This window comes from Mesobaculum littorinae, from assembly GCF_004011175.1.
GTDB lineage: Bacteria > Pseudomonadota > Alphaproteobacteria > Rhodobacterales > Rhodobacteraceae > Tranquillimonas > Tranquillimonas littorinae.
Map to the genome: position 1 here is coordinate 257,020 of NZ_RQXX01000004.1, position 19,624 is coordinate 276,643.

Genomic DNA, 19,624 nt, shown 5'->3' on the forward strand with positions numbered 1-19,624 from the left:
AGCCCCCAAGGCGGGTCGCAGTCGCTGCTTCCCCGGGACCCGCGGACCCGGCCTGCGTCCACCCCGAGATCGTAGGGGTGCAGGGGCCAGGGCGCCCACGGGAGCAGCACCCGCTGCCTGTTCCGATCATCAGCACGGGAATCGTATCCCAATGAGGGCCTCTTACGGCGCCCGCAAGTCGCCCCCCGGAGTCCACCTGCCCCCCCCCCGGCGCCCTTCGGCCATCCACGCGGCCAGCCATCAAGGCGCATCCCCTCATGCAAAAGCGCGGCCCCCCGGGAAGGGGGACCGCGCGGTCGCCGACGTGTCTTGGAGGAGACCCGGGTCAGCGATTCTTGGTGACGTCCTCGAACCGGGTGATCCAGGGGTTGATGATCAGCCCCTCGATCCCGTCCTGGTAGGCCGCGGTGACGACACGTTCGGAAAACGGCTGGATCGCGATGACCTTCTCGTCGATGGCCTCCTGGATCTCGCCATAGGACTCGACCTGCCGGTCACGGTCGCTTTCGGTCAGCGCCTCTTCGATCATCGCGTTCAGCTCTTCGTCGAAATACGAGGTGCGCCAGCCCTGGTAGTTGGTCAGCCCGGCCTCCTGGCTGTTGTCGGGGTTGTAGACCACCGCCCGCAGGTTCGAATCCGGGTGCGGCTCCTGCCCGCCGCCGCCGCGCCCGACCAGAAGTTCGAAGTCGCGGTCGCGCATCGCGCCATAGATCTGGCCGCCGTCGCCAGTGATGATCTCGGCCGTGATCCCGGCCTGCGCCAGCGTGCCCTGGATCGCCGTCGCACTGTCGAGGAACTGCTGCTCCGAGATCACCCGGATCGTGGTGTCGAACCCGTCGGGAAACCCGCCTTCGGCCAGAAGCTCCTTCGCCCGCTCGATGTCGAGCTCGTAGCCCGGATCGTCCAGCGCGCCGAAGGCGTTCGAGTTCACGGGGCGCTGCCGCTCGACCCCGAAATAGGGCATGATGGCCGAGTTGATGCCGTCATAGTCGATCAGGTAGCGCAGCGCCTCGCGCACCTGCGGGTTTGCATAGCGCTCGTCCTCCATCGACGCGGCGAGATAGTAGAACCCCGCCGAAGGCACGGTTTCCACGGTGATCTCGTCCGAGGCCTCCATCGCGCGCAGGTCCGCTGCAGCGAGGGTGAAGCCCACGTCGATATCGCCCTGCTCCAGTCCCAGCCGCTGCGACTGGCTTTCGGGCAGGTGGCGCATCAGCACGCGCTTCATCTCGGGCGCGCCGCCCCAGAATTCGTCGTTGCGCGTCAGGATCACGTATTCGTTCGACCGCCACTGCCCCAGCACGAAGGCGCCCGAGCCGGCCGAGTTGTTGGTCAGCCACGCCTGCCCCATGTCGCCGTCCGAGTCGTTCTCCATCACCAGCTTGCTGTCGAGGATCGAGCCCACGCCGGCCTGCGTGAGATACATCAGGATCAGCTGCGGGTCGTCGGGCTGCGGCAGGTTGATGGTAAAGCTGTGCGGACCGTCGACGACGAAATGCGCGTCCACGCCCTCGGCGGTGAACCCGCGCGACGAGAGGCCCGAGGACTGGGCCAGCCCCAGCTTCATCACCCGGTCGAGGCTGAACTTGACGTCCTCGGCCGTCAGCGGGTTGCCCGAGGCAAAGGTCACGTCGTCGCGCAGGGTCAGCGTGACCGACATGTTGTCGTCGGCGTAGTCCCAGCTTTCGGCGATGCGGGGCTGCAGTTCATAGGTTTCGGGGTCGAACTGCACCAGCGCGTCGTAGACGTTGTTGAGCACCTGAACTGCCTCGCCGCCGGTGATCGCGGCGGGGTCCATCGTCAGGATGTTGTTCATGGTGAAGGCCGCGACCAGCTGGTCGTCGGGGGTCTCAGACAGGGCGGGCGTGGCGCCCATCAGGGCCGCAAGCGCGGCCGAGGCGAAAAGATGTTTCATGTGTCCTCCCAAAAAACTCCTAGGTCGTCCTGGCCCCCTCTTGCCGGGGGGCTCTGCCTGCTTCGCCGCGGGCGTCTCTCCTTACGCGACGCGGAAATTCTCTATGTGATCAAAGTCGATGTCCTCGCCCAGACCGGGGCGGTCGGGGACAATCACCATGCCGTCGGCATCCATCGGGTCGGACAGCGATTTCAGATAGTCGAAGCCGTCGTCGTATTCGAGAAACGGGTGCAGCAGCCCGCGTTCGTACCACTTGGCGTTCTTGGTGGCGGCGGCGACATGCAGGTTCATCGCGGTGTTGCCGTGCACCTCGCATTCCATCCCGAAGCTTTCGGCCAGGTGCATGGTCTTCAGCGCGGGGGTGATCCCGCCCACGTCGTTCACCCCGGTCCGCAGGATGTCGCAGGCGCCCTGCCGGATCCATTCGGCCCGGTGCCAGTGCTTGCCCGCCGCGCTTTCGGGGCCGATCACGGGGATGTCGAGATTGTCGGAAAGCCATTTGTAGGACGACAGGGACTGTTCGTCCAAGGGCTCCTCGATCCAGGCAAAGCCCAGCTTTTCCAGCCCACGCCCCAGTTCCAGCGCCTCGGTCCGGGTATACCAGTGGAACGCGTCGAGCATCAGCGCGACCCCCTCGCCCACCGCTTCGCGCACCGCGGCGCAGGCGCGGATGTCCATCCGCACGTCCGGCGCCCAGGACACCGGCGGCATCCAGGTGTGCAGCTTGATCCCCTTGTAGCCGCGGGCGACCAGCTTTTCGGCGAAGCGGCCGTAATCGTCGGGCGTTGCCAGCCCGCCCTCGATCTCGTCGCCGCACATGATCGAGCCATAGGCGGGAACCGCGTCGCGGTAGCTGCCGATCAGCTTGTGCACCGGCTGCCCCAGCACCCGTCCCGCCAGATCCCACAGCGCGCAGTCGACCGCGGCCAGCGTGCGGTCGGTCAGCTGCGCGGCCGATCCCCGCTGCCAGTGCGCCAGGTCCTGCCACAGGCGTTCGCGATCCCGGTGGTCCTGCCCGATCAGCACCTTGCGCACGAACTTGTCCAGCACGTGGGGGCGCACGACTTCGGGCGGGCAGAAGGTATGCCCTTCGTCCCCGTCTTCGGTCCTGATCGTCAGGATCGCCTGCTCGACCGCATGCTCCGGCCCCGGGTGGGCATGGCCCGCGCTGTCGGAATGACGGCTTGTCATGTGGCGGAACACCCGAGCCGAAACGTCGGTGATGATCACGGTTGTCGTCCTCCCCTAGGCAGGATGTATAACACCCTGTGCAATCTGTAATACAGATTAGCCGTGTGAATGCCGCCGGTCAACGCCTCAGACCTGACGGGGCGGAATTTCGTTTCTGCTGGCGTGAAAAGCCGGGGGGAACTACCATTCCAGATGTTATACAGGACGAACCGGACCCAGTGATGCCAGACCGCGCGACGCCCCCACAGACCTCGCCCGCCCGCACCCGGGTGGCCATGATCGCGGACAGCCTGCGCCGGGATATCGAGGCGGGACGCTACAAGCCCGGCGACCGGCTGCCCAGCGAGCGTGAGCTGACCGAGGCCCATTCGGTCAGCCGCACCGTGGTGCGCGAGGCCCTGGGCCTGTTGCGGTCGGACGGGCTGGTCGAGGCGCGAAAGGGCTCCGGCGTCTTCGCGCTGGAACCCTCGGGCGCGGCGCACCCCTTCGGCGACATCGATGTCGAACGTCTGTCGGGGGTGATCGAGCTGTTCGAGCTGCGCTCGGCCTTCGAGATCCGGGCCGCGGGACTGGCCGCCGCCCGCCGCTCGGGCGAGCAGATCGACACGATCCAGCGCGCCAACGACGGGGTCCTGGCCGAGATCGACGCGCAGCGGTCCCCGCGCGAGGCCGATTTCGCCTTTCACCTGGCGATTGCCGAGGCCACCAACAACCGGCGGTTCCCCGAGTTCCTGAACCTGATCCGTCCCGGCATCGTGCCGCGGGTCGAGCTTGAGGCGCATGACGGCACCCCCCGCCCCTATCGCCCGAACCCCAAGCTGGTGGTCGAACACGCGGCCATCGCCGACGCCATCGTCGACGGCGACCGCGACGCGGCCGAAGCGGCGATGGAGGCGCATCTCGAAGATAGCCTGGGCCGGTACCGCCAGCTGTGGCGCGACGGCGCCAGGCGCGGCTGACCTGCCGCCCCCGGCGCAGGGCCCCAAGGCCGCCAAGCAGACGGTCCGGCAGTCACCCCCTGAAGAAGAAAAAGGGCGGCACCGGAACCCGGTGTTGCCGAAGACCTGCCGCCGGGACGCAGCAGGCCGCCCCGCAGGGAACCGCCGCGGCGGCCCTCAGCCGCGGTCGAAGAACAGCTTTCCGGGCGTGTCGACCAGCGCCAGCCGCATCGCGTCGGCCGAGGGGAACCACGACATCACCCGGTCGGTCAGCACGGCATCGTCGGGATACTCTTCGGTCGACTTGGCCATGTTGTGGGGCCAGTTCGTGCCCCAGATGATCCGGTCCGGCGCGTGTTCGGCCATCTCGCGCGCGACCTCTGCGACGTCGTCGTAGCCCGGCGCCCCGGTCTTGCTGCTCTCATAGCAGCCCGCGAACTTGAACCAGCAGTGCCCGCCGTCGATCAGCCGCTTGATCGCCGCCCTGCGGCCCGGCGTGGGGCCATCGAAGATCTTGGCGTGGTGGTCGAGGATCCAGGGCTGGTCGAGCTTTGCCAGACGCGCCTCTTCCTCTTCGATGCGCGATCCGTCGAACTGCACCGTCATCAGCCAGCCGCGCGCCTTGGCGCGGGGGGCGACCTCGTCCAGCTTCGACAGCGGGACCGCGCCGCCCGGCAGATCCATGATCCGCGCGCCGACGACGCCGGCCTCGGCCAGCCTGTCCAGCTCGGCCTCGGGCGTGTCGCCGTCGATGCAGCCGATGCCGCGGGCGACATCGCCCATCTCGGCCAGGCAGGCCAGAAGGTTTCCGTGATCGGATTGCTGCGCATTGCCTTGGGTGATGATCACACGGTCGATGCCCAGCCATACCATGACCTGCCGGTACTGGTCGGGCCCGGGCAACGTGCCGCCGGGGTTGGGCGGGCCGCCCGCGACGGCCGGAAAGCCCGGCAGGTACATGTGCATCTGCGTATCGACGGTGCCCGCGGGCAACGCGGTCTGCGGCCCTGCCCCGGATAGCTTGCGTTCGATGGTCATGGCGCCTCCTTCGGGGCGAAGTCTTTCAGGGCATCGCGGTTGATCTCGATCCCCAGGCCCGGGCCGTCCGGGATCGTCACGATGCCGTCGGCGTGTTCGATGGGCGTGGTCACGACCGCCTGCCGGAACGGGTTGTCGGTGCGGTCGAACTCAAGGATCGGCTCGATCGGGTTGCGGCGCACCGGGCTGGGCACCATCGCCGCCATCCATTGCAGCGACGCCGCGATCTGCACCGCCGTGCCCCAGACATGCGGCACCAGCCGCACGCCGTGCAGCGCCGCCATGTCGGCGATCCGCCGCATCTCGGTGAACCCGCCGCAGCCGCAGAGGTCCGGTTGGGCGATGTCGATGGCGCGGCTTTCCAGCGGCTCGCGGAAGCCCCAGCGCGTGTGCCACGTCTCGCCCCCCGCCACCGGGATCGGCTGGCGGGCCCGCACCTCGCGGTAGGCGGCGAGGTGTTCGGGCACCACCGGCTCTTCGAACCAGTCGATGTCGAAATCGGCGGCCCGGCGGCCCAGCTCGATCGCCTCGAGCGTGTCGTAACCGTGATTGCCGTCGATCATCAGGCGCATCTCGGGGCCGATCGCCTCGCGCACGGCGGCGATGACACGCAGGTCCTCGGCCAGGCCGAAGCCGATCTTGATCTTCAACGCGTGGAAGCCCGCGGCGCGGTGCCCCGCGGCCTCTTCGGCATTGTCGGTTACACGGTCGACGCCGTCGCGGCGGAAGGATCCGGTGGCATAGGCGCGCACCCGGTCCCGGAACCGCCCGCCCAGCAGGACCGACACCGGCTGACCCAGCGCCTTGCCCTTGATGTCCCACAGCGCGACGTCGATGCCCGACAGCGCGGTGACGCTCAGGCCCCGCTGCCCCTGATCGCGCAGCGCGTTGTAAAGCTCGGCCCAGATCCGTTCGGTCTGCAGCGGGTCGGCCCCGATCAGCCGCCCGGCATAGGCCCGCACCACCGCCGCGTTGGGCCCCGCGGGGCCGAGGCATTCGCCCCAGCCCACGGTGCCGTCGTCGCACTCGACCTCGACCAGAAGATGCGTGCGCCGGTCGAAGCGCATCGAGGCGCTTTCGAACGGCACCGCCAGCCGATGGTCGAGCAAATGCGTCTCGACCCGGACGATCCTCATCGCTTTTCGGACCCGATGATCCGCTCCAGCATCGTCATCTCCTCGTCCGTGAGGTCGGTGAGCGGGGCCCGCACCGCGCCGGCGTCGAAGCCCTGTATCCGCACGCCGGCCTTGATCGCCGAGACGGCATAGCCGGGGCAGCGGTCGCGCAGCTTGAGGAAGGGGTAGAAGAAATCGTTCAGGATCTCTTCGCAGCGGGCCCGGTTGCCGGCGCGCAGGCTGTCGTAGAATTCGATGGCAAGGCGCGGGACAAAGTTGAAGACGGCCGAGGAATAGGTGCTGAACCCCGCGGCCAGGTATGCCTCGGCAAAGACCTCGGCCGTGGGCAGGCCGCCCAAATATGTCAGCCGGTCGCCCAGCTTGGCGGTGATCTGGCGCATCTTGCCGACCTCGCCCGAGCCGTCCTTGAAGCCCACGAGGTTCGGCAGCTCGTCGGCCAGCCGCGCGACGGTGTCGGGGTCGTACTTCGCCATGCCGCGGTTGTAGATCGTGACGCCGATCCCCACCGCGTTGCAGACGGCGCGGGCATGGGCGGCAAGACCCTCCTGCGGTGCTTCGGTCAGGTAGTGCGGCAACAGCAGGATACCGTCGGCGCCGGCGGCCTCGGCCGCGCGCGCGATGTCGACGGCCATCGCGGTGCCGTAGCCGCAGCCCGACACGATGGGCGTGTCGCCGGCGGCCTCCTTGGCGGCGGCGACGACCTGCGGAATCTCGTCGGGCTTCAGCGAGAACATCTCTCCCGTGCCGCCGGCGGCGAAAAGCGCGCTCGCGGGATAGCCGGACAGCCACTCGACATGCGCCTTGAAGGGCTCGGGCGCGAAGGCGCCTTCGGCGTCGAATGCCGTGACGGGAAAGGACAGAAGCCCCGCCCCCAGCGCGGTCTTGATCTCTTGCGGGTCCATCCGAGCGCCCTCCTTGTTGCCGGTCTCGCCCCCTCGATTAGCCAGCCGCGCCCAGCCCTGTCAACACCTGTATGATAAGTTGACACTATTGTCTGATGTAATCGCGGTAGCGGTCCATCGAATTGCGAAGATGCGCCTGCATCGCCGAACGCGCGGTGTCCGAATCCCCGGCCGAGATGGCGCGCGCGATCTGCATGTGCTCCTCGGCCAGCCGGTCGATATAGTCGGGCGCGCTGCCCCCGTCGGCCAGCCGCAGCGCCGCCCGGGGGATCATCGACACGCCGAGGATTTCGAGGAATTCGCGGAACCGCGGGTTGCTGGTGGCGTCGGCCACGGCGAGGTGGAACGCAAGGTCCGCGGCCTTGGTCGGGCGCCCCTCGGCCGCCATGCGCGACAGGGCTGCCGCGGCATCGAAAATCGCCTCTTCCTGCTGTGGACTGCGGCGTTGCGCGGCCAGCGCCGCCGCCTCCATCTCGACCGCGACACGCAGTTCAAGCATCTCGATGACCGAGGATATGCGGTCGTAATCGGCAATGTGGAACGGGCGCTCGGCCTCTTTCGGCGGGTCCAGTACGAAGACCCCGGCGCCCTGCCGCGGCGCCACCAGCCCATCTGCCTTGAGCCCGGCGATCGCCTCGCGGACAACGGTGCGCGACACTTCGAAACGCTCGGTCAGGCGCATCTCGGACGGCAGCTTGCCGCCTGGGGGAAAGCGCCCCTCTTCGATGTCGTGTCGCAACGATTCGATCACGCCCTGCACAAGATTGCGGCGTCTGCTGCCCGCGCCTTCGGTCATCGTCACTGGCCTGCTCCTGCTTGCCCACCCCAGGTTATCGTATCCCTTGACAGCTCGCGATACAAATTGTCATACAACTTGCACGTTCTGGAGGAGGACCCAATGACCAAACTTACCGGCACTTTCACCGCCGCCCTGATCCTTGCGGGCAGCGTCGCCCTTCCGGCGACCGCCGAGTCCTGGCGCGGCTGGAACATCCACCCCGAGGATTACCCCAACGGCGTCGCGCTGGACGCCTTTGCCGACATGGTGGCCGAACGCACCGAGGGCCGGATCGAGCCCGAGGTCTATCACAACGCGGTTCTCGGCGATCAGCCCGACGCCATCGAACAGCTGCGCAACGGCGGCCTGGACTTCGCGAACTTCAACATGGGCCCGATGGGCGAGATCGTGCCCGCGACCAACGTCCTGTCGCTGCCCTTCCTGTTCACCGACATCGACAACATGCACGAGGTCATGGACGGCGAGATCGGCGACCGCTTTGCCGATGCGCTGGCCGAGGAGGGCATCATCGCCCTGTCGTGGTTCGACAGCGGCGCGCGCAGTTTTTACAACACCGACCATCCGATCGCGACACCCGCCGACATGGAGGGGCTGAAGTTCCGCGTGATGAACAACGACCTCTACGTCCAGATGGTCGACGAGCTGGGCGGCAACGCGACCCCGATGGCCTATTCCGAGGTGTACCAGTCGCTGCGCACCGGCGTCATCGACGGGGCCGAAAACAACTGGCCGTCCTTCGACACCTCGAACCACTTCGAGGTCGCGGGCTATTATTCCAACACCAACCACCTGATCCTGCCCGAGTGCATCTGCATTTCGGCCGATACGTGGGAGGGCGTCTCGGACGAGGACAAGGAGATCGTGACGCAGGCCGCCCTCGAGGCCGCCGAGCAGCAGCGCGAACTCTGGGCCGCAAGCTCGGAAGAGAGCCGTCAGAAGGTGCTGGATGCGGGCGTCGAGGTGAACGAGGTCGACGACCCCGCCGCCTTCCAGGACGCGATGCAGCCGATCTACACCAAGTTCATCGAGGCGAACCCCGACCTCGAAAGCTACATCGACGACATCCGGGCCACCCAGCAGGACTGATCCGGCGCGACCGGTCGGCAGCCCGCCGGCCGGTCCCTTTCCTTTTCACCTCGGGGTTTTTGTCATGCAGATCGCGGACGAAAGACAGACCCGCTCGCCCGCGTTCCGCGCGCTCGATGCCCTGGCGCGGGTGTGCATGGCCGTGGCGGGCGCCCAGCTCGTGACGCTGATCGTGATCTTCGGCTGGCTCGTCTGGGGGCGCTACGTGCTGAACGACACGCCGACATGGGTCGAACAGCTCGCGCTGGTGCTGGTGGTGTGGATCACCTTTCTGGGCGGCGCGGTCGGCGTCTGGACTAACGCACATCTTTCGGTCGACTTCCTGCGCGCGGCGATGCCTGCGCCCGTCGGCCGCGTGCTGCACTGGCTGGCGCTGGTCGGCATGCTGATCTTCTCGCTCGCGCTGGCGGTCTACGGCGGGCAGCTGATGCTGGACACGTGGGGCCGGCGGATCCCGATGCTGGGTATCGCCGAAGGCGTGCGCGCCATGCCGATGGCGATCTGCGGCGTGCTGTCGACGCTCTTCACCCTGTTCCAGATGTCCGAGCTCGCGCAAGGGCGCGGCCCGCTTCAAGGTTGATCTCATGGGTCTTGCCATTCTCTTCGGCCTCTTCGCCCTCGGGCTGATTGTCGGCATGCCGGTGGCCTTCGCCCTCGGTCTCGCAACGGTCGGCGGCTTCCTCTACGAGGGGCTGCCGCTGTTCATCGGGTTCCAGCGCATCCTGTCGGGGATCTCGGTCTTTTCGCTGCTGGCGATCCCGTTCTTCATCTTCGCGGGCGAACTGATGATGCAGGGCGGGATTGCCGCGCGGCTGGTGCGGCTGGCCGCCTCGGCCGTGGGCTTCATGCGCGGCGGCCTGGGCGTGGTGAACGTCGCCTCGTCGATGCTGTTCGGCGGGATCTCGGGGTCGGCGGTGGCCGACACCTCGGCCCTGGGGTCGATCCTCGTGCCGGTGATGAAGGAAAAGGGCTACGACGCGGACTACGCGGTGAACGTCACCGTCACCTCGTCCGTCGCGGGGGTGGTCATTCCACCGTCGCACAACATGATCCTCTACGCCGTCGCCGCCGGTGGCGTGTCGGTGTCGAACCTCTTCATCGCCGGGATCCTGCCCGGCATCCTGATGTGCGTGATCCTGGGCATCGTCGCCTGGGCCATCGCGGTGCGCCGCGGCTACCCGGGCGAACCCTTCCCCGGGTTTCGCCAGCTCGCCATCAGCTTCGTCGTCGCCATCCCGGGCCTGATGACCGCGATCATCATCGTCGGCGGCGTGCTGTCGGGGGTGATGACGGTCACGGAATCCGGTGCCTTCGGCGCGATCTGGGCGATGCTCGTCACCACGCTCGTCTACCGCGAATTGTCGTGGGAGAAGTTCAAGCTGGCCGTCGTCGCCGCCGTGCGGACCACCGCGCTGGTGATGATCCTCGTCGCGACGGCGTCGTCCTTCGCCTATCTCCTGGCGCTCTACCGGGTGCCGGACCTGCTGGCCAGCAGCGTGACGCTGATCTCGGACAACCCGATCGTCATCCTGCTTCTGCTCAACGTCATCCTTCTGCTGCTGGGGATGATCATGGACATGGCCGCCCTGATCCTGATCTGCACGCCGATCTTCCTGCCCGTCGTCAAAGATCTGGGGATGGACCCGCTGCAATTCGGGGTCATCCTGATGATGAACCTCGGGCTTGGCCTGTGCACTCCGCCTGTCGGCGCCTGCCTCTTCGTGGGCTGCGTCGTCGGTGGCATCCGCATCGATCAGGCGGTGCGTACGATCCTGCCGTTCTACGCGGCGATCATCGTGGCGCTGCTGCTCGTCACCTACGTGCCGTTCTTCTCGATGTATCTCCCGAACCTCATGGACTAGGAACCTGCAATGAAAAGACTACTCATCACCGGTGCAGCCGGAGGGCTTGGCCAGATGATGCGGTCGCGTCTGTCCCACATGGCCGAAACGATCCGGCTGTCCGATCTGGCCGAAATGGCGCCCGCCGGCCCCGGCGAGGAGGTGGTGCAAGCCAACCTCGCCGACGAGGCGGCGGTGCACGACCTTGTCGCCGGCTGCGACGGCATCGTGCATTTCGGCGGCGTGTCGGTCGAACAACCCTTCGATCCGATCTGCGACGCCAACATCCGCGGCGTCTACAACCTCTACGAGGCGGCGCGCGCCCATGGGCATCCACGCATCGTCTTCGCCACCTCGAACCACGTCGTCGGCTACCACACGCAGGACCGCCATCTGGGCGTCGAGGACCCGATGAAGCCCGACGGGCTTTACGGCGTGTCGAAATGCTTCGGCGAGGCGATGGCCTCGATGTATCATTCGAAGTTCGGGCAGGAGACGGCGCTGGTGCGCATCGGCTCGTGCTTTCCCGAGCCGCGCAACCACCGCATGATGGCGACGTGGTTCAGCCCCGACGACTTCGTGTCGCTGATCGAGTGCGTCTTCCGCGCGCCGCGGCTGGGCTGCCCGATCATCTGGGGCGTCTCCGACAACGAGGAATCGTGGTGGGACAATTCCGCCGCCCGCTACCTGGGCTGGCGGCCCAGGGACTCCTCGGCCCGGTTCCGTGACAAGGTCGAAGCTGGTAACACCCGTCCGGAACCCGACGCGCCGGACGCCGTCTACCAGGGCGGCGCCTTCACGGCCGAACCCATTCACCGAGATTGAGAGGACCAGAACCCATGACCTATACTCCCCACGGCAAGCATCTGATCGGGGCCGAGCGGGTCGGATCGGATCAGACCTTCTCGTCCGACCCCGCGCACGGCACGGCGCACGACTTTTCCGTCGGCACGCCCGAGCTGGTCGACCGCGCCTGCGAAGCGGCCGAGGCCGCCTTTGACGCCTACGCCGCCACCTCGCGCGACGAGCGCGCCGCCTTCCTCGACGCCATCGCGGAAGAGCTCGAGGCGCGGATCGACGAGATCACCGAGACGGCGATGTCGGAAACCGGCCTGCCCGAACCGCGCATCCGGTCGGTCGAGCTGCCGCGCACCGCGAACCAGCTGCGTCTCTTCGCCGGGCATATCCGCGACGGTGCGTATCTCGACCGGCGCCACGACGCCGCCCTGCCCGACCGCCAGCCGCTGCCGCGCCCGGACCTGCGGATGATCCAGCGGCCCATCGGCCCGGTCGCCGTCTTCGGCGCGTCGAACTTCCCGCTGGCGTTCTCGACCGCGGGCGGCGATACCGCCGCCGCGCTGGCCGCGGGCTGTCCCGTCGTGGTCAAGGGCCACGGCGCGCACCCCGGCACGGGCGAACTGGCCGCCGAGGCCATCGCCGCCGCCGCCAGGCGCACCGGCATGCCCGATGGTGTCTTTTCGCTGATCCAGGGCGGCAACCGCCAGGTCGGCCAGCGGCTGGTCCAGCATCCGCTGATCAAGGCCGTGGGCTTTACCGGGTCGCTTGCCGGGGGCCGCGCGCTGTTCGACCTCTGCGCCCAGCGTGACGAGCCGATCCCGTTCTACGGCGAACTGGGCTCGGTCAACCCGATGTTCGTGTTCGACAGCGCGCTGTCGGCGCGCGGCGCCGAGATGGGCAAGGCCTGGGCCGGGTCGCTCTGCATGGGCGCGGGCCAGTTCTGCACCAATCCCGGCATCGCCGTGGTGATGGACGGCCCCGCGGCCGACGCCTTCCGCGATGCAACGCGCGAGGCGCTTGCCGAGATGGGCCCGCAGACCATGCTCACCGAAGGCATCGCCGAGGCCTACAAGGGCGGCGCCGCGAAGATGGGCGAGGAATCGGGCGTGACCGCGATCGTCACCACCGAACCGGCCAGCCGGGCGGCGACGCCGTTCCTGTACGAGACCGACGCCGACACGTGGCTGGCCAACGAACGGCTGGGCGAAGAGGTCTTCGGGCCGCTCGGCCTGATCGTGCGCTGCAAGGACGCCGCGCAGATGGAAACGCTGGCCCGCAAGCTGAAGGGTCAGCTGACCGTCACGCTGCACATGGACGACGCGGACGCCGAGGCGGCGCGGAAGCTTCTGCCCATCGTCGAGCGCAAGGCGGGCCGCATCCTCGTCAACGGCTTCCCCACGGGGGTCGAGGTGGCCGACGCCATGGTCCATGGCGGCCCCTACCCGGCCTCGACGAACTTCGGCGCCACCAGCGTGGGCACGCTGTCGATCCGCCGCTTCCTACGGCCGGTGTGCTACCAGAACCTGCCCGACAGCATCCTGCCCGCCGACCTGGCCGGCTGAGGCCCCGATCGCGGACCGGTCCCCGCACCGCGTTCAGACCGCCAGGCCGATAGACCGTCAGGCCGGGCCGATAGACCGGTCCGGAAGACAGTAGAGGCCCCGCAGATCCTGCGGGGCCTCTTTTCGTTCAGTATTGGTGCGGACCCGCTGACGGGCACTCCGCGCTATTCCGCCGGGGCCGCGGCCCGCTCGTCTTCGCGGTGGTGGTGATGGTCCCCCACCGGGCGCAGGAACAGGTTGGCGAAGAACGCCATGACCAGCAGTGCCGCCATGCAGTACATCGTCGTGTTGTAGAGGCTGGGCGTCGGATCGACCGTGCCTTCGGGTGCGATCTCCATCAGCCGCGCGATCGTCACCGTCTTGGCCGCGACAAGCTGATCGATCTGTGCCAGAGGCGCGCCGAACTTCTCGGCAAAGGCCTCGGGGCTGACCTTCGCGGAGAGATCGGCAATGGCCCGCCCCACCGACATCTCGCGTAGCGAGGTGATGGCCAGCGGCCCCAGCACGCCCGCGGTGGACCACGCCGTCAGCAGCCGCCCGTGGATGCCCCCCACGTGCATCGTGCCGAACATGTCGGCGAGGTAGGCGGGGATCGTCGCGAAGCCGCCGCCATACATCGAGAAGATGATCATCGTCGCCACGTAGAAGCCGACGAGGTAGATCACCGACGGGTTGGCCGCGCCCGCCGTCGCGAAAAACGGGATCGACAGATAGAGCAGCGTGCCCAGCACGAAGAAGCAGTGATAGGTGTTCTTGCGACCGATATAGTCCGAGGTCGAGGCCCAGAAGAACCGGCCCACCATGTTGAAGACCGAGATCATCAGCACGTAGGTCGAGGCGAAGGCGGCGGTGACGATCAGCGGCATCGTGGTGCCGTAGATCTCGGACATCATGGTCTTGGCCACGCCGATCACGCCGATCCCCGCGGTCACGTTGAAGCACAGCATGACCCAAAGCTGCCAGAACTGCGGCGTCTTCAGCGCCTGGTCGATATGCACGTGGTTGCGCGTGACCATCTTCGAGGTCTCGGCCTTGGGCGTCCAGCCCTCGGGCACCCAGCCCTCGGGCGGCACGCGGTAGCTGAAGGCGGCGACGATCATCACGGCGAAGTAGACGATCCCCAGCGTCAGGAACGTGGCTGCGGCCCCGGTGTTGCCGGTGCCCACGACGTAGACGCCCGCCTCGCCGCCGAAGGCGTCCATCGCCTGCTGCGCCGAGGCGACGACGACCTCGACCTGCCCGCCCGCGGTTTCGGCAAAGCGGCGACCGCCTTCCGTCACAATGTTCACCACGTCGGCGGCGCCCAGATACTCGGGCGCCTGGGAATAGAGCGACAACAGCCACCCCTTCACGGGCGCCGCGATCATCGCGCCGCCGCCGAAGCCCATGATCGCCATGCCGGTCGCCATGCCGCGCCGGTCCGGGAACCAGCGCAGAAGCGTCGAGACGGGCGAGACATAGCCCAGCCCCAGGCCGAAGCCGCCCAGCACCCCGTAGCCCAGGTAAAGCAGCCACAGCTGGTGCGTCGCGATCCCAGCCGCGCCGATCAGGAACCCGCCGCCCCAGAGGAACGCCGCCACGACGCCGACCATGCGGGGCCCGACCTTTTCCAGCCATTTGCCCGCAAAGGCCGCGGCCAGCCCCAGGCAGACGATGGCGACCGAGAACACCCAGACGACCGACGACAGGCTCCAGTCGTCGGCGGCCGGGGCGACGATGCCGAACTGACGCGTCAGCGCGGGGTTGAAGACCGACCACGCATAGACCGATCCGATGCACAGATGGATCGCGATCGAGGCCGGCGGAACCTTCCAACGGTTGAATCCTGGTTTCGCGACAATGTGGTCCTTCCGCAGAAAGCCGAAGGCACCGCCCGGTGCGGCGTTGCTCATGTGGTGTCCCTCCCTGTTCGCGCGGCGGGCCTCCTCTTCCCGGTCCGCGCCCCGGCCATCTGCATGGCCGCGGCCCCACGGAAGCGTGTTGACCGGGGACGTGTCAAGGATATTTAAAAAGCGAAATCAGTCACTTAACTGCAGTCTGGCCCGCTGCTGCGCAGCATCCGGCCATCCGGCAGGACATTCTGTCCAAGCGCCCCAACCACAGCCGCCGAAACCGGGACATTCTGTCCTCGACGGGTTTGATCGCGGGCCTCTTGCCGTGCCGGGGCTAAAGCGGGCCGCGGCGCGCCGCGTCACGTCTGCGAAGGGGGCAAGCCCCGGAGAAGGGGGGGCCACCCCGCCGGGGGACGGGCCGGTCAGGCCTGCGCCGGCCCGGTCGGCGACGGGGCCTCTGGCAAAGGTACCTTTGGCAAAGGCACCTCGGGCAGCCAGATTTCAAACCGGCTGCCCTCTCCCGGCGTCGAGGTGGCCGTGATACGCCCCCCGGCGCGGGCGATCAGCGTCTGCGAGATCGACAGGCCCAGCCCCGTCCCCTGCGCCTGCTTGGTGGTGAAGAACGGATCGAAGATCCGGCGCAGCGTGGTGTCGTCCATGCCGGTGCCGGTGTCCTCGACCTCGATCACGGTCCCGCCGGGCGCCGGGCCGCAGCGGATCGTCAGGCGCCCGCCCCCGGGCATCGCATGCAGCGCGTTGAGCGCGAGGTTCACGATGACCTGCTGCAGTTCGGTCCGCTCGATCAGCACGGGCGGCGCGGGGGACAGATCGTGGACCAGCGCGACCCCTGCCGCCTCGACCTGGTGGCGGATCAGAAGCAGGCAGTCGCGCACCACGTCGGCGGCGACAAGGTGATTGGCCGCGCCCGAGAACTCGGCGGGCCGCGCAAACTGCAGAAGCTTCGATACGATGACCCCGATGCGATAGACCTGGTCGTCGATCAGGCGGAACTCGGTCCCGACCTTCTCGGCCTCGGGGCCCAGCATCTCGCGCGCGACGTCCAGGTTGCCCTGGATCACCGCGACGGGGTTGTTGATCTCGTGCGCGACGCCGGCGGTGATTTCGCCCACCGCGGCCAGCTTTTCCGACATGATCAGGCGTTCGGTCGTCCGCTCGAGCTTTTCGTTGGCCGCCTGCAGGTCGCGGGTGCGCGCATCGACCCGGTCGTTCAGCGTTTCGGCCCAGTCGCGCAGCTCGCGGTCGCGGGCCTGAACCTGGTCCAGAAGCCCGTCGAGATGATGCGCAACCCGCGCGATTTCGTCGTCGTCGCGCCCCAGCGCGTTGCGCGCGGCCAGCTCTCCGCCCTCGACCCGGGCGATGGTCTGGGTCATCCGTTCAAGCGGACGAAAGATATGGCCCGCCCAGCGCAGGAAGATCGGCACCGACAGCGCCGCGATGCCGAGGAAGATCAGCGTCAGCGACAGCACCGACACGATCTTCGACCGGGAAAACGGCGCCTCGAGGAAGCCGACGTAGAGCATTCCGATGCGGTCGCCCCGGCTGTCCTCGATGGGCTCGTAGGCCGAGATGTACCAGTCGTTGACGACGAAGGCGCGGTCGAACCACGGCCGCCCCGCGCCTAGCACCGCGGCGCGCACCTCGGGCGAGACGCGGGTGCCCAAGGCGCGCACGTCCTCGAACAGGCGCACGTTGGTCGAGATGCGCAGGTCGTCCAGAAACAGCGTCGCGGTGCCCTGCGAACCCTCGGGCAGGCTGCCCTCGCGGTAGACCAGCGCGTTGATCGTGTCGATGAAGCCGAGGTTGCGGTTCAGCAGGACGCCCCCCACCAGCGCGGTGGTGCCGCCGTTGGCCCGAATGACGGGCGCGGCCGAGTGGATGATCATGCCGCGCCCCTCGACCGCCTGGCCGCTAGCCGTGTCGGCATCCGAGGCGACGATGGGGATCGCGGCCCGCGTGGCCAGATCGGGGGACAGCGCACGCAGTTGCGCAGGTGTCAGTACATCGACGGCGCTTTGCCAGCGGCCGTCCAGCGCGCGGCGGATCACCGGCCAGTCATCGGGGGCAAAGCCCGCGGGCGCGTCCGCGGCATCGGCAAGATACAGGAAATCGAGCCCCAGCGCATCGCGCCGCTCTGCCAGCAGGGTGTCGAGCGTGGTCTCATCCCCAAGCGCGTCGCGCAGGGCCACGGATTGCGCCAGCGCGTCCAGACGCTCGCCCGAGTTTTCCAGCAGCCGCCCCAGGTACTGGTCTGCGATGGTCAGATCGCCAGTGACCTTGACGATCAGCAGGTCGTCGATCTTGCCGGTCCAGCGCAGCATCGTGCCGCCCAGAAGCAGCGGCAGCAGCACCACCATCGGCAACAGCGCGATCAGCAGAAGCTTCAGCCGCACCGACCGCAGGGGCGCAGGAATCCGCATCCCGTCTAAAGGCCCCATGCCGTACACTTGCGGTCGATCGTCTTGCGCGACACGCCCAGCCGCCGCGCGGCCTCGGTCCGGTTGCCGCCCACCGCATCGAGCGCGCGCAGGATCTGGCGCCGCTCGATCTGGTCCAGCGGCTCGATCTCGGCCCCCGCGGCCACCGGCGACAGGGTGTCGAGCGGGAAGGCCCCGAAGATCAGCGCGCGTTCGACGAAGTTGCGCAGCTCGCGGATATTGCCGGGCCAGTGGTGGCGCAGAAGAGCGGTGCGCACCGGCCCGGTGATGTCGAGCGGGTCGAGGTTCAGCGCCCGCGCGCTTTCCCGCATGAAAAGCTGCGCCAGTTCGATCACGTCGGTTTCGCGCTGCGCCAGAAGCGGCATCTGCAACGTCACCACGTTGATGCGGAACAGCAGATCCTCGCGGAACCGGCCCGCCGCGACCTCGGCCTCCAGCGCCCGGTTCGTGGCCATGACGAAGCGCAGGTCAAGCTGGACATCCCGCTCGGTCCCCACGGGGCGGACTATGCCGTCCTCGAGCACCCGCAGAAGTGCCGATTGCGCCGAGGCCGACAGCCCCGCGACCTCGTCCAGGAACACGGTGCCGCCCTGGGCCGAGGCGAGAAGCCCGTCGCGCGCATGATCGGCTCCGGAAAAGGCGCCGCGGGCGTGGCCGAAAAGCTCGGTCTCGATCATGTCGGGCGGGATCGCGGCGCAGTTGATCGGCACGAAGGGCGCCGCGGCGCGGGGGGATGCGCCGTGCAGGTAGCGCGCCGCGACCTCCTTGCCCGTGCCCGAGGCGCCGGTGATCAGCACCGGTGTCGGCAGGCCGCTGACCCGCGCGATGGTGTCCCGCACCGTGGCGATGGCGCGCGAGGACCCGATCAGCTGGGCACGGCGGCGCCGGCCATGGTCGCTGACCTCCAGCTCGCGACGCAGCAGCAGGTTCTCGCGCTTCAGCTGCGCCATCTGCAGGCAGCGCCGCACCGCGTTCATCAGCTGGTTGGTGCGGAACGGCTTGAGGATGAAATCCGACGCCCCCGCCCGCATCGCCTCGATCGCCGTCGTCAGGTCGGCATAGGCTGTGATCATGATCGTGTCAGACAGCCCGTGCGCCCGCTGGTCGGCCAGCCAGTCCAGGCCGCTGCGCCCGGGCATCAGGTTGTCCAGCAGAACGACGTCGAAATGCTGCTGCCGCAGCCGCGTCTCGGCCTCGTCGGCCGAGGCGGCCTCGACCACCAGCCGGGCGTGCGGCGTCAGGCATTTCATCAGGAAATTGCGCATTCCCGGTTCGTCGTCGACCACGAGGATCGCGGCCTGCGCCATCAGGTCCGTCAGCTGATCGCGCGCCGTAGGGGCCTGCGTCGCCATGTTCCGCACCGCCGTCTGTCGCCCCGAGCGTCCTCCTCCCGCCGGCCCGAGGTCGGGCGGCGCCGCGGCGCGGCGGGCCCGGGGTGATCCGCCGCACGCGCCCCGCGTGGCAGTATCGGGCGCGAGGGCCCCAAGCGCAACGGGTCGCCGGCGGGGCGGCCCCGGCGCGCCATTCCGGCGGGCGTCGGCCGCGGTCCACGTTCGCCACGCCGCCCCTGCGGTCCGATCGTCGCCCCCCGGTGGAGGATGGACAGGACGGCGGCGCGCATCTCCTGCACACTCCCTGCACCGGGCCGTTTTCCTATCCGGCCGTCGCAGCGGACGGGGGCGTCTGCAAAAAGAAGGGGCGCCGTGCTCTCCGCCTTCCGGGCTGGCGGGTCCAGGCAAGGCGTGTCTAGACATGGCGGACCCGGGAGCTGTCGCCCAGGAGTGTGGCGCCTGCGGTTAGGGCACGGGCGTTCCGCTGACCGGGCCGGGGTGGATTTCGCCGGACAGATCGCAGACCTCCCGCACGAGATCCGCCGTCACAACTTCGGACGGTGCACCCCGGGGCGACCACCTCTCCGTCCTTCATCGTCCCCAGATGATCGGCATGGCGGCGCCTGCTGGCGCGAGACCATCCGCAGGAGGGTCGATGCCCCGCAGCCGGATGGAGAAAGTACGCGCCCATGAGCGCGTTCAGGATGCCGGCCAAGATTTCGATGGGCGGCGCCACCGCCCGTCCCGCCATGTCCGCGCCCCCGGTCAACCCCGCCCCGAAACGCGCGGCCGTGGGCAG

Annotated in this window: 15 protein-coding genes; 6 read left to right on the top strand and 9 right to left on the bottom strand. The window is 68.3% G+C overall.

Annotated elements, in window-relative coordinates:
• Positions 1 to 325: 325 nt before the first annotated feature.
• Together EKE94_RS13480 and EKE94_RS13485 are read right to left on the bottom strand one after the other, a co-directional pair.
• The gene (locus tag EKE94_RS13480; RefSeq protein WP_127907140.1) at positions 326 to 1,915 is read right to left on the bottom strand and encodes an ABC transporter substrate-binding protein; all 1,590 of its coding nucleotides are present in this window, start codon (positions 1,913 to 1,915) and stop codon (positions 326 to 328) included.
• Between the two features lie 81 nt (positions 1,916 to 1,996).
• On the bottom strand, positions 1,997 to 3,145 hold the full coding sequence (locus tag EKE94_RS13485; protein WP_127907141.1) for a mandelate racemase family protein: 1,149 nt from the start codon (positions 3,143 to 3,145) through the stop codon (positions 1,997 to 1,999).
• Positions 3,146 to 3,327: 182 nt separating this feature from the next.
• Between EKE94_RS13485 and EKE94_RS13490 the strand changes: the two genes are divergently transcribed.
• Positions 3,328 to 4,065: a FadR/GntR family transcriptional regulator gene (locus EKE94_RS13490; protein WP_127907142.1), complete on the top strand. Its 738-nt coding sequence runs from the start codon at positions 3,328 to 3,330 to the stop codon at positions 4,063 to 4,065.
• Between the two features lie 156 nt (positions 4,066 to 4,221).
• Here the strand turns inward: EKE94_RS13490 and EKE94_RS13495 are convergent, their stop codons facing one another.
• The 4 genes from EKE94_RS13495 to EKE94_RS13510 all read right to left on the bottom strand — a co-directional run bounded on the left by EKE94_RS13495 (position 4,222) and on the right by EKE94_RS13510 (position 7,916).
• Positions 4,222 to 5,082, bottom strand: a complete 861-nt coding sequence (locus tag EKE94_RS13495; protein ID WP_127907143.1) for an amidohydrolase family protein — start codon at positions 5,080 to 5,082, stop codon at positions 4,222 to 4,224.
• Positions 5,079 to 6,218: a mandelate racemase/muconate lactonizing enzyme family protein gene (locus EKE94_RS13500; protein ID WP_127907144.1), complete on the bottom strand. Its 1,140-nt coding sequence runs from the start codon at positions 6,216 to 6,218 to the stop codon at positions 5,079 to 5,081. The genes EKE94_RS13495 and EKE94_RS13500 overlap by 4 nt, the downstream gene beginning before the upstream one ends.
• Positions 6,215 to 7,120, bottom strand: coding sequence for a 5-dehydro-4-deoxyglucarate dehydratase (kdgD, locus tag EKE94_RS13505; RefSeq protein WP_127907145.1), 906 nt, complete (start codon positions 7,118 to 7,120; stop codon positions 6,215 to 6,217). The genes EKE94_RS13500 and kdgD overlap by 4 nt, the downstream gene beginning before the upstream one ends.
• 85 nt (positions 7,121 to 7,205) lie before the next feature.
• Entirely contained in the window at positions 7,206 to 7,916 is a 711-nt protein-coding gene (locus EKE94_RS13510; RefSeq protein WP_127907273.1) for a FadR/GntR family transcriptional regulator, read from the bottom strand.
• 102 nt (positions 7,917 to 8,018) lie between these two features.
• Between EKE94_RS13510 and EKE94_RS13515 the strand changes: the two genes are divergently transcribed.
• The 5 genes from EKE94_RS13515 to EKE94_RS13535 all read left to right on the top strand — a co-directional run bounded on the left by EKE94_RS13515 (position 8,019) and on the right by EKE94_RS13535 (position 13,206).
• Positions 8,019 to 9,005: a TRAP transporter substrate-binding protein gene (locus EKE94_RS13515; protein WP_127907146.1), complete on the top strand. Its 987-nt coding sequence runs from the start codon at positions 8,019 to 8,021 to the stop codon at positions 9,003 to 9,005.
• Between the two features lie 64 nt (positions 9,006 to 9,069).
• A complete protein-coding gene (locus EKE94_RS13520; RefSeq protein WP_127907147.1) occupies positions 9,070 to 9,585 on the top strand; it encodes a TRAP transporter small permease in 516 nt (171 codons plus the stop codon).
• 4 nt (positions 9,586 to 9,589) lie between these two features.
• Positions 9,590 to 10,867 carry a TRAP transporter large permease gene (locus EKE94_RS13525; protein WP_127907148.1) on the top strand — a complete coding sequence of 426 codons (1,278 nt, stop codon included), beginning with the start codon at positions 9,590 to 9,592 and terminating at the stop codon, positions 10,865 to 10,867.
• A 9-nt stretch (positions 10,868 to 10,876) separates the two neighbouring features.
• Positions 10,877 to 11,671, top strand: a complete 795-nt coding sequence (locus EKE94_RS13530; RefSeq protein ID WP_127907149.1) for an NAD-dependent epimerase/dehydratase family protein — start codon at positions 10,877 to 10,879, stop codon at positions 11,669 to 11,671.
• 14 nt (positions 11,672 to 11,685) lie between these two features.
• Complete coding sequence (locus tag EKE94_RS13535; protein ID WP_127907150.1) at positions 11,686 to 13,206, top strand: aldehyde dehydrogenase (NADP(+)); 1,521 nt, start codon at positions 11,686 to 11,688, stop codon at positions 13,204 to 13,206.
• Positions 13,207 to 13,370: 164 nt separating this feature from the next.
• Here the strand turns inward: EKE94_RS13535 and EKE94_RS13540 are convergent, their stop codons facing one another.
• The 3 genes from EKE94_RS13540 to EKE94_RS13550 form a co-directional block, all read right to left on the bottom strand.
• The gene (locus EKE94_RS13540; RefSeq protein WP_127907151.1) at positions 13,371 to 15,098 is read right to left on the bottom strand and encodes an OFA family MFS transporter; all 1,728 of its coding nucleotides are present in this window, start codon (positions 15,096 to 15,098) and stop codon (positions 13,371 to 13,373) included.
• Between the two features lie 362 nt (positions 15,099 to 15,460).
• A complete protein-coding gene (locus EKE94_RS13545; RefSeq protein ID WP_206615072.1) occupies positions 15,461 to 17,494 on the bottom strand; it encodes a cache domain-containing protein in 2,034 nt (677 codons plus the stop codon).
• Complete coding sequence (locus tag EKE94_RS13550) at positions 17,482 to 18,846, bottom strand: sigma-54-dependent transcriptional regulator (RefSeq protein ID WP_127907152.1); 1,365 nt, start codon at positions 18,844 to 18,846, stop codon at positions 17,482 to 17,484. Before EKE94_RS13550 ends, EKE94_RS13545 begins: the two co-directional genes overlap by 13 nt.
• Positions 18,847 to 19,624 lie beyond the last annotated feature (778 nt).

Coding starts and splice junctions, on each gene's coding strand:
- EKE94_RS13490 (WP_127907142.1), top strand. CDS start 3,328: ATGCCAGACCGCGCGACGCCCCCACAGACCTCGCCCGCCCGCACCCGG.
- EKE94_RS13540 (WP_127907151.1), bottom strand. CDS start 15,098: ATGAGCAACGCCGCACCGGGCGGTGCCTTCGGCTTTCTGCGGAAGGAC.
- EKE94_RS13480 (WP_127907140.1), bottom strand. CDS start 1,915: ATGAAACATCTTTTCGCCTCGGCCGCGCTTGCGGCCCTGATGGGCGCC.
- EKE94_RS13545 (WP_206615072.1), bottom strand. CDS start 17,494: ATGGGGCCTTTAGACGGGATGCGGATTCCTGCGCCCCTGCGGTCGGTG.
- EKE94_RS13530 (WP_127907149.1), top strand. CDS start 10,877: ATGAAAAGACTACTCATCACCGGTGCAGCCGGAGGGCTTGGCCAGATG.
- EKE94_RS13550 (WP_127907152.1), bottom strand. CDS start 18,846: ATGGCGACGCAGGCCCCTACGGCGCGCGATCAGCTGACGGACCTGATG.
- kdgD (WP_127907145.1), bottom strand. CDS start 7,120: ATGGACCCGCAAGAGATCAAGACCGCGCTGGGGGCGGGGCTTCTGTCC.
- EKE94_RS13510 (WP_127907273.1), bottom strand. CDS start 7,916: ATGACCGAAGGCGCGGGCAGCAGACGCCGCAATCTTGTGCAGGGCGTG.
- EKE94_RS13495 (WP_127907143.1), bottom strand. CDS start 5,082: ATGACCATCGAACGCAAGCTATCCGGGGCAGGGCCGCAGACCGCGTTG.
- EKE94_RS13535 (WP_127907150.1), top strand. CDS start 11,686: ATGACCTATACTCCCCACGGCAAGCATCTGATCGGGGCCGAGCGGGTC.
- EKE94_RS13515 (WP_127907146.1), top strand. CDS start 8,019: ATGACCAAACTTACCGGCACTTTCACCGCCGCCCTGATCCTTGCGGGC.
- EKE94_RS13525 (WP_127907148.1), top strand. CDS start 9,590: ATGGGTCTTGCCATTCTCTTCGGCCTCTTCGCCCTCGGGCTGATTGTC.
- EKE94_RS13500 (WP_127907144.1), bottom strand. CDS start 6,218: ATGAGGATCGTCCGGGTCGAGACGCATTTGCTCGACCATCGGCTGGCG.
- EKE94_RS13520 (WP_127907147.1), top strand. CDS start 9,070: ATGCAGATCGCGGACGAAAGACAGACCCGCTCGCCCGCGTTCCGCGCG.